General features: G+C 72.2%; 7 protein-coding genes. 3 read left to right on the top strand and 4 right to left on the bottom strand.

Going from position 1 to position 8,887, the window contains the following annotated elements; genetic code table 11:
• Window positions 1–249: 249 nt before the first annotated feature.
• The 3 genes from E1265_RS28805 (at window position 250) to dxs (ending at window position 4,332) form a co-directional block, all read left to right on the top strand.
• Entirely contained in the window at window positions 250–1,083 is an 834-nt protein-coding gene (locus E1265_RS28805; protein ID WP_132933929.1) for an ATP-binding cassette domain-containing protein, read from the top strand.
• Window positions 1,076–2,305 (top strand): sugar ABC transporter permease, encoded by a 1,230-nt coding sequence (locus tag E1265_RS28810; protein ID WP_132933930.1) that lies wholly within the window; start codon window positions 1,076–1,078, stop codon window positions 2,303–2,305. Before E1265_RS28805 ends, E1265_RS28810 begins: the two co-directional genes overlap by 8 nt.
• A 110-nt stretch (window positions 2,306–2,415) precedes the next feature.
• Entirely contained in the window at window positions 2,416–4,332 is a 1,917-nt protein-coding gene (gene dxs, locus E1265_RS28815; protein ID WP_132933931.1) for a 1-deoxy-D-xylulose-5-phosphate synthase, read from the top strand.
• 25 nt (window positions 4,333–4,357) lie between these two features.
• On the opposite strand, the gene E1265_RS28820 is transcribed toward dxs, so the two are convergent.
• From E1265_RS28820 to E1265_RS28835, 4 genes are all read right to left on the bottom strand, one after another.
• Window positions 4,358–4,765 carry a VOC family protein gene (locus E1265_RS28820; RefSeq protein ID WP_132933932.1) on the bottom strand — a complete coding sequence of 136 codons (408 nt, stop codon included), beginning with the start codon at window positions 4,763–4,765 and terminating at the stop codon, window positions 4,358–4,360.
• Between the two features lie 66 nt (window positions 4,766–4,831).
• Window positions 4,832–5,230, bottom strand: coding sequence for an NTP pyrophosphohydrolase (locus E1265_RS28825; RefSeq protein WP_243741185.1), 399 nt, complete (start codon window positions 5,228–5,230; stop codon window positions 4,832–4,834).
• 7 nt (window positions 5,231–5,237) lie between these two features.
• Window positions 5,238–7,367 carry a 3-hydroxyacyl-CoA dehydrogenase NAD-binding domain-containing protein gene (locus tag E1265_RS28830; RefSeq protein ID WP_132933933.1) on the bottom strand — a complete coding sequence of 710 codons (2,130 nt, stop codon included), beginning with the start codon at window positions 7,365–7,367 and terminating at the stop codon, window positions 5,238–5,240.
• 85 nt (window positions 7,368–7,452) lie between these two features.
• Window positions 7,453–8,670 (bottom strand): acetyl-CoA C-acyltransferase, encoded by a 1,218-nt coding sequence (locus E1265_RS28835; protein ID WP_132933934.1) that lies wholly within the window; start codon window positions 8,668–8,670, stop codon window positions 7,453–7,455.
• Window positions 8,671–8,887: the final 217 nt, after the last annotated feature.

Here is an 8,887-nt window from a genome sequence, read left to right on the forward strand (position 1 = left end):
CACCCGCCCCTCCCCCTGGCGGGGTCGTGTCGGCTCGCACCTGCGCGGTTGCCTGCCGGGGGCCCGCTACGAGGCTGGCGCCGCGTGGGTCTTCGTGCGCCGTTGTCCGCCTGCGGCGGGGGCGGCGCCGCGGAGCGAGCCTGCGGCCCGAGGGCTGGCCGTCGTGTTGTCTGCCTGGCCGTCCGTGTCCTGTCCCCACCGGAGGCGAAGGCGCGGGGAAAGAACTGTCGCTCGGAGGAGAGCTGATCCATGACAGCCACCACCGCACCACCCCCCATCCTCACCCTGCGCGGCGTGTCCAAGCGGTTCGGCGCGGTACAGGCGCTCACCGACGTGGAGTTGGAGATCAGGACCGGCGAGGTCACCGCGCTCGTCGGGGACAACGGCGCGGGGAAGTCCACCCTCGTCAAGACGATCGCCGGCGTGCACGCCATCGACACGGGCGTGATCTCCTGGAAGGGCGCGCCGGTCCGCATCGCCAAGCCGCACGACGCCCAGGAACTCGGCATCGCCACCGTCTACCAGGACCTCGCGCTCTGCGACAACCTCGACGTCGTCGCCAATCTCTTCCTCGGCCGCGAGGTGCGCCGCCGCAGCGTGCTCGACCAGGTGACGATGGAGAGCCGCTCCCGGGAGCTGCTCGACACCCTGTCGATCAGGATCCCCAGCGTCCGCATCCCGGTCGCCTCGCTCTCCGGCGGTCAGCGGCAGGTCGTGGCCATCGCCCGCGCGCTCGTCGGCTCACCCGAGGTGGTCATCCTGGACGAGCCGACCGCCGCGCTCGGCGTCGAGCAGACCGCCCAGGTGCTCGACCTCATCGAGCGGCTGCGGGAACGCGGTCTCGCGGTCATCCTGATCAGCCACAACATGGCGGACGTCCAGGCCGTCGCCGACCGCGTCGTCGTGCTGCGCCTCGGCAGGAACAACGGGGACTTCAGGGTCGCCGAGACCTCGGGCGAGGAGATCATCGCCGCCATCACCGGAGCCGCGGACAACGCCGTCTCCCGCCGGGCGGGCCGCGGGACCGGCGAAACCCGGCGGGAAACCCGGCAGGAAGAAGCACCCAGGGAGTGCCATGAGTGACGACCTCGCGCCCGACCCCCGGCTCCTGGTCAGGGAGCGGGGGCTCGCCGGCTACATGGAGGCGTTCCGACGTCGGATACGCGGCGGTGAACTCGGCTCCATCCCCGTCATCGTCGGCATGATCGTCATCGCCATCGTGTTCGAGAGCCAGACCGGGAACTTCCTCTCCCCGCGCAACCTGAGCAACATCACCGTCTACATCGCGGGCCCCGGCATCATGGCGGTCGGCATCGTCCTCGTGCTGCTTCTCGGCGAGATCGACCTCTCCGTCGGCTCCATGGCCGGCCTGTCCGCCGCGCTGTGGGCGGTGCTCTCGGTCAGCCACGGCGTCAACGACCTGCTGGCCATCGCCCTCGCCGTGGGCGCCGGCGCCGTCGTCGGGACGGTCCACGGCTTCTTCTTCGCCAGAGTCGGCGTACCGGCCTTCGTCGTCACCTTGGCCGGCTTCCTCGGCTGGAGCGGCCTGCAGATCTGGGTGATGGGCGACGAGGGCACCATCAACGTGCCGTCCGACAGCATGGTCCGCGACTTCTACAGCTTCTACTTCAGCGACATCTCCGCCGCCTACTCGCTGGCCACCCTCGTCACCGCGGGCTACGTGTTCGCGCTGTGGCGGCAGGAGCGCCGCCGGCAGGCGGCCGAACTGCCCACCAGGCAGCTGAGCGAGATCGTGCTGCGCGGCGCCCTCGTCGCCGTGGCCGCGTTCCTCACCGCCTACACCCTCAACCAGCACCGCGGGCTGCCGCTGGCCCTCGTCATCTTCCTGGTGATCCTGCTGCTCGCCGACTTCATGGTGCGCCGCACCACCTACGGACGGCAGATCTTCGCCGTCGGCGGCAACGCGGAGGCGGCCCGGCGGGCCGGCATCAACGTGGAGTTCGTGCGGCTCACCGTCTTCACCCTCGGCAGCGCCCTCGCGGCCTTCGGCGGTCTCTTCGTCGCCGCCCAGGCCGGCGGCGCCTCCAAGAGCCTGGGCTCCGGGAACCTGCTGATGAACGTGATCGCGGCGGCCGTCATCGGCGGTACCAGCCTGTTCGGGGGCCGCGGCTGGATCTGGTCGGCGCTCCTCGGCACGCTGGTCATCCAGTCCATCACCACCGGGCTCAACCTCATGGGCATGTCCAGCGAGATCCAGTACATGATCACGGGCTCGGTGCTGCTGCTCGCCGTCGTCGTCGACTCCGTCTCCCGGCAGACCAGGCGAAGCGCCGGACGAACCTGACCGCCGCCCGCGCGGGCCCGTGGGATCCGTCATCCTGCGGGCCCGCCGGGCGGCTCGTCACACTAAACTTCGTCGGACGGTCATGAGACAGCCCGACGCAAGGAGGAACGGTGCCGTTGCTGACCCGTATCTCGGGACCGCGCGATCTCGACCGGCTGAGCCCCGAGCAGCTGGACGAGCTGGCCGGCGAGATCCGCTCCTTCCTCATCAGCGCCGTCGCCAGAACCGGCGGCCACCTCGGCCCCAACCTCGGCGTCGTCGAGCTCGCCATCGCCCTGCACCGGGTGTTCGACTCGCCGCGTGACCGCATCCTCTGGGACACCGGCCACCAGAGCTACGTCCACAAGCTGCTCACCGGCCGGCAGGACTTCTCGCGGCTGCGCGCCAAGGACGGCATCTCCGGCTACCCGTCCCGCGCCGAGTCCGAGCACGACGTGATCGAGAACAGCCACGCCTCGACCGTCCTCGGCTGGGCCGACGGCCTGGCCAAGGCCAACGAGCTGCGCGGCGACCCGCACCACGTGGTGGCCGTCACCGGCGACGGCGCGCTGACCGGCGGCATGGCCTGGGAGGCGATGAACAACATCGCCGCCGCCAAGGACCGCCCGCTGGTCATCGTCGTCAACGACAACGAGCGTTCCTACGCGCCGACCATCGGCGGCCTCGCCAACCACCTGGCCACGCTGCGCACCACCGACGGCTACGAGCGCTGGCTGGCCCGCGGCAAGCAGGTGCTCAGTCGCACCCCGGTCGTCGGTCGGCCGCTCTACGGCACCCTGCACGGCGCCAAGAAGGGCCTGAAGGACGTCATCGCGCCGCAGGGCATGTTCGAGGACCTGGGCCTGAAATACCTGGGCCCCATCGACGGCCACGACATCCAGGCGCTCGAGTCGGCGCTGCAGCGCGCCAAGCGGTTCGGCGGCCCGGTCATCGTGCACTGCATCACCGAGAAGGGCCGCGGCTACCAGCCCGCCAGGGACGACGAGGCCGACCAGTTCCACGCGGTCGGCGTCATCCACCCCGACACCGGCCTCCCGGTCTCCCAGTCGAGCGCGGACTGGACCTCGGTCTTCGGCGAGGAGATCGTCAAGCTCGGCCGGGAGCGCGAGGACGTCGTCGCCATCACCGCCGCCATGCTCCGCCCGGTGGGCCTCGCCGACTTCGCCGACGAGTTCCCCGACCGGGTCTACGACGTCGGCATCGCCGAGCAGCACGCCGCCGTCTCGGCCGCCGGCCTGGCCACCGGCGGGCTGCACCCGGTCTTCGCGGTCTACGCCACCTTCCTCAACCGGGCCTTCGACCAGCTGCTGATGGACGTCGCCCTGCACCGCTGTGGCGTAACGTTCGTTCTCGACCGGGCCGGCGTCACCGGGCCCGACGGCGCTTCCCACCACGGCGTTTGGGACATGTCCATCCTGCAGTGCGTGCCGGGTCTTCGGCTTGCTGCCCCGCGCGACGCCGACCAGCTGCGCGCCCAGCTGCGCGAGGCCGTCGAGGTCGACGACGCGCCGACCGTCGTCCGTTACTCGCGCGGCAAGGTCGGCCCTGCCGTGCCGGCCGTCGGCACCATCGGCGGCATGGACGTGCTGCTGCGCCCGGACTTCGGACCGGACGCGGCCACGGACCGGCCCGACGTGCTGCTGGTCTCCGTCGGCGCGCTGGCCCCCGTCTGCCTTGAGGCCGCCGAGCTGCTGCGCCGGCAGGGCATCAGCACCACCGTCGTCGACCCGCGCTGGGTCAAGCCCGTGGACCCGGCCCTGCCGGGGCTCGCCGCCGAGCACCGCGTGGTGGTCACCGTGGAGGACAACAGCCGCGCCGGCGGCGTCGGTTCCGCGATCGCCCAGGCGCTGCGCGACGCCGACGTGGACGTGCCGCTGCGCGACTTCGGCATCCCCGACCGGTTCCTTGAGCACGGCACCCGCGAGGAGGTGCTGGCCGCGGCCGGCCTGACGGCCCCGGACATCGCCCGCCAGGTCACCGGCCTGGTCGCCCGCCTCGAGGGACCGCTGGACGCCACCCGCGCCTGAGCCGGCGCGGGGCCGCTGCCGCGCTTCAGCAGCCCTGGACCGCGGACGGGTCCATCCAGATGACCTCCCACTGGTGCCCGTCCGGGTCCTGGAAGCTGCGGCCGTACATGCCGTCCATCTCCATCGGGTCCATCGTCGGCCTGCCGCCGGCGGCGAGCGCCCGGTCCACCAGCTCGTCGACCTCCGCGCGGCTGTCCGCGCTGAGCGCCACGATCGCCTCGGTGCTCGCGGTGGCGTCCGCGATGTCCTTCCTGGTGAAGTTCTTGAAGAAGGGCTCCACCAGGAGCATCACGAAGATCTCGTCGCTGATCACGAGACAGGCCGCGTTCTCGTCGCTGAACTGCGGATTGACCGCGTAGCCGAGGCCGACGTAGAACTCCTTGGCGCGCTCCAGGTCCTTGACCGGCAGGTTCACGAAGATCTTGGTCGCCATGACGGGCGCCTCTCGCTCAGCGGCCACCCGGGCGGTGGCCGTCCGACAGGGAAGACTCCGGGCCCGTCAGAAACTCATCGCCTCGCGCGGACCGATCGTCTCGGCGCCAAACTCCGCCACCCGCGCCCGCAGCCCTCGGTCGGCCGTCACCACCAGGCACCGCCGGCCCGCGCCCTCCGCGCGCACCAGGCGCACCACCAGGTCGTCGCCGCTGCCCAGCGCCGACTCGACCCGCACCCCGGGCACCGAGCCCACGCCGCGCGCCGCGCCCTCCACGACCAACACCACCTCGGCCGGCCCCGGGTAGCCGACCAGCCGGTCTCGCAGCCGCTCGGCGGCCCCCCGCCGGTCCCGCCACCAGCCGTCCGGCACCGAGCCCACCACGTTGGCCCCGTCCACCACGACCAGCGGCACCCGGCCCGCCCGGGGCGGGCCGGGTGCCGCCGGCGACTCCTCGTCCGTCACCCGTCCGTCACTCCGGAACGCTCGCCACTCCGCGCGGCAGCAGTCGCCGCCCGAGCACCCGCTCCGAGATCCCGGCGCGGTCCAGGTACGGCGTGATCCCGCCCAGGTGGAACGGCCAGCCGGCGCCGGTGAGCAGGCACAGGTCGATGTCCTGCGCCTCCGCCACCACGCCCTCGTCGAGCATCAGCCCGACCTCCTCGGCGATCGCGTCCAGCGCCCGCGCCCGCACCTGCTCCTCGGTCAGCACCCGGTCGCCCACCTCGAACAGCGCGAGCACCTCGGGGTCGAGCTCCGGCTTGCCCGAGTCGTGCGTGTACAGGCCGCGCTTGCCGGCCGCCACCACCCGGCCCAGGTTCTCCGACACCCCGAACCGGTCGGGGAACGCCCCGTGCAGCGTGCCCGCCACATGGTGCGCGACCGCGGGCCCCACCAGTTCGAGCAGCGTGATCGGCGACATCGGCAGGCCCAGCGGATCGAGCGCCCGATCCGCGACCTCGACCGGGGTGCCCTCGTCGATCGCGCCGAGCACCTCGCCCATGAACCGGGTCAGGATCCGGTTCACGACGAACGCTGGCGCGTCCTTGACCAGCACCGCCGACTTCCTGAGCTTCTTGGCCACCGTGAACGCGGTGGCCAACGAGGCCTCGTCGGTGTGCTCGGCCCGCACGATCTCCAACAGCGGCAGCACCGCCACCGGGTTGAAGAAGTGGAAGCCGACCACCCGCTCCGGGTGCTTCAGTTCGGCCGCCATCTCGCTCACCGAGAGCGAGGAGGTGTTGGTCGCCAGGATCGCCTCCGGCGCCACCACGGCCTCCAGCTCGGCGAACACCTGCCGCTTGACCGACATCTCCTCGAACACGGCCTCGATCACGAAGTCCGCGTCGGCGAAGGCCGCCGCCCGGTCGAGCGAGCCGGTCACCGCCGCCTTGAGCCGGTTGGCCTTGTCCTGGCCGATCCGCCCCTTCAACAGCAGCATGTCGACCTGCTCGTGCACCCAGCCGACGCCCTTATCCACCCGCTCCTGGTCGATGTCCGTCAGCACCACCGGCACCTCGAGCCGCCGCGCGAACAGCAGCGCCAGCTGCGAGGCCATCAGGCCAGCGCCCACCACGCCGACCTTGGTGACCGGCCTGGCCAGCGACTTGTCCGGCGCGCCCACCGGCCGCTTGGCCCGCCGCTGCACCAGGTTGAACGCGTAGAGCCCGCTGCGCAACTCCTCGCCCATGATCAGGTCGGCCAGCGCCTCGTCCTCGGCCGCGAAGCCGGCCCGGACGTCGCCGTCCTTGGCCTGGGCGAGGATCTCCAGCGCCCGGTAGGCGGCCGGCGCCGCGCCGTGCACCTTGTCGTCCGCGATCGACCGGCCCCTGGCCACCGCCTCGTCCCAGGCCGCTCCGCGGTCCGGCTCCTGCCGCACCACCTCGACCTCGCCCCGCAGCACGGCCGAGGTCCACGCGAGCGACTGCTCCAGGAAGTCGGCGCCGTCGAAGAGCGCGTCGGCGATGCCGAGTTCGTAGACCTTCGTGCCGTTCAGCATGCGGTTCTGGCTGAGCGCGTTCTCGATGATCACGGTGACGGCACGGTCGGCGCCGATCAGGTTCGGCAGCAGCGTGCAGCCGCCCCAGCCCGGCACCAGGCCCAGGAAGACCTCGGGCAGCGCGAACGCGGTGACCGCGCGCGAGACCGTGCGGTAGGCGCAGTGCAGCCCGACCTCGACGCCGCCGCCGAGCGCCGCGCCGTTGTAGTACGCGAACGTCGGCACCGCGAGGCCGGCGAGCCGCACGAACACGTCGTGCCCGCCGCGCCCGATGGCCAGCGCCTCGTCCCGCTCGCGCAGCACCTCGACGCCCTTGAGGTCGGCGCCGACCGCGAAGACGAACGGCTTGCCGGTGAGCCCCACGCCGACGATCTCACCCGCGTCGGCCTCCGCCTGCACCTGGTCGATCGCCGCCTCCAGGTTGGCCAGCGACCGCGGCCCGAAGGTCGTCGGCTTGGTGTGGTCGAAGCCGTTGTCCAGGGTGATCAGCGCGAACCGGCCGCCGTTCGCCGGCAGATCGAGATGCCGCACCGAGGCGCCGGTGACCACCTCGTCCGGAAAACGCTCGGCCGCGCCCTGCAACGTCTCGGCTGTGCCGCTCACTGCATCTCTCCGTTCGCTTCTCCGCCCGCACGGCGAAGGTCCGACAATGTGGTCAGCCGCAGCCCGGCGGCCGCGCGTGCGTCGCTCACCGACCCTCCCAGCGCGGGTTCTCCCAGATGACCGTGGCGCCCATGCCGAAGCCCACGCACATCGTCGTCAGGCCGTACCTGACGTGCGGCTGGTCCTCGAACTGCCGGGCCAGCTGTGTCATCAGCCGCACCCCGGAGGAGGCCAGCGGATGACCGAACGCGATCGCGCCGCCGTACTGGTTGACGCGCGGATCGTCGTCGGCGATGCCGAAGTGCTCGAGGAACGCGAGCACCTGAACGGCGAACGCCTCGTTGATCTCGAACAGGCCGATGTCGCCGATCGAGAGCCCCGCCTTGGCCAGCGCCCTCTCGGTCGCCGGCACCGGCCCGTACCCCATCACCTCGGGCTCGACCCCGGTGAACGCGAACGACACCAGGCGCAGCTTCACCGGCAGCCCGAGCTCCCGCGCCACGTCCTCGGCGGCGATCACGGAGGCCGTCGCGCCGTCGTTGAGACCGGCCGAGTTGCCGGCGGTGACCCGGCCGTGCGGCCGGAACGGCGTCTTGAGCGTGGCGAGCGCCTCCAGCGTGGTGCCGGGCCGCATCGGCTCGTCGGCGGTGGCCAGACCCCAGCCCTGCTCGCCGCCGCCCTCGTCCGAGGTGCGGCGCACCGCGATCGGCACCAGATCGGCCTGGATCCTACCGTCCGCGTACGCCTTGGCGGCCTTCTCCTGGCTGCGCACCGCGTACTCGTCGGCGCGGGCCTTGGTGAGGCCGGGGAACCGGTCGTGCAGGTTCTCCGCGGTCATCCCCATGAACAGCGCGGACTCGTCGACCAACTTCTCGGAGACGAAACGCGGGTTGGGGTCCACGCCCTCGCCCATCGGGTGCCGGCCCATGTGCTCGACGCCGCCGGCGACGGCGATGTCGGCGGCGCCGAAGGCGATGGCCCCGGCGGTCGTCGTGACGGCCGTGAGCGCGCCCGCGCACATCCGGTCGATGGAGTAGCCGGGCACGGACTTCGGCAGGCCGGCGAGGATGGCCGCGGTGCGGCCGATGGTCAGACCCTGGTCGCCGATCTGCGTGGTCGCCGCGATGGCCACGTCGTCGACCCGCTCGGGCGGCAGTTGGGGGTTGCGGCGCAGCAGCTCGCGCACGCACTTGATGACCAGGTCGTCGGCGCGGGTCTCGTGGTAGATCCCCTTGGGACCCGCCTTGCCGAACGGGGTGCGGACGCCGTCGACGAAGACGACGTCCCTGACGGTACGCGGCACGATGGTTCTCCTCCACGCCGAGAGATTCCTGTCCGGCTCCATGCTACTCACCGGTAACCCGGCGCGCGACGGCGTGTTCGTTTTTCCCCCACGGAGCCGCGGACCCGCTGCGCGCTTGGCGTAGGCCGCGGCGCGGACGCGCGGCCCGCAGGGGCCCTGACGGCGGCTCCGCCGCCCGTCGTGCCGGCCTGCGGCCGTGCCGCGCCCACCCACCCGC

This window comes from Streptomyces sp. 8K308, assembly GCF_004348315.1.
Classification (GTDB): Bacteria; Actinomycetota; Actinomycetes; order Streptomycetales; family Streptomycetaceae; genus Streptomyces.